The 247-nt window shown below is 42.9% G+C and carries 1 protein-coding gene; it reads left to right on the plus strand.

What is annotated here, in order from left to right; all coding sequences use genetic code 11:
• Positions 1 to 247, plus strand: a 247-nt coding sequence (locus MiSe_RS50465; RefSeq protein ID WP_226595152.1) for a hypothetical protein, incomplete at both ends; no start/stop codon positions are given.

The raw sequence follows: 247 nt of genomic DNA on the forward strand, positions 1-247 counted from the left end.
AACTCTTTGACAGGCGAGACGCCTATCCCACAAGAGTTGTTGGAGAATTCTATTAGACCTCTGCAAAAAACAAACTCTTTGACAGGCGAGACGCCTATCCCACAAGAGTTGTTGGAGAATTCTATTATATCTATGCAAAAAACAAACTCTTTGACAGGCGAGACGCCTATCCCACAAGAGTTGTTGGAGAATTCTATTAGACCTTTGCAAAAAACAAACTCTTTGACAGGCGAGACGCCTATCCCAC

Origin of the sequence: Microseira wollei NIES-4236 (assembly GCF_020521235.1) — a bacterium.
GTDB lineage: Bacteria > Cyanobacteriota > Cyanobacteriia > Cyanobacteriales > Aerosakkonemataceae > Microseira > Microseira wollei.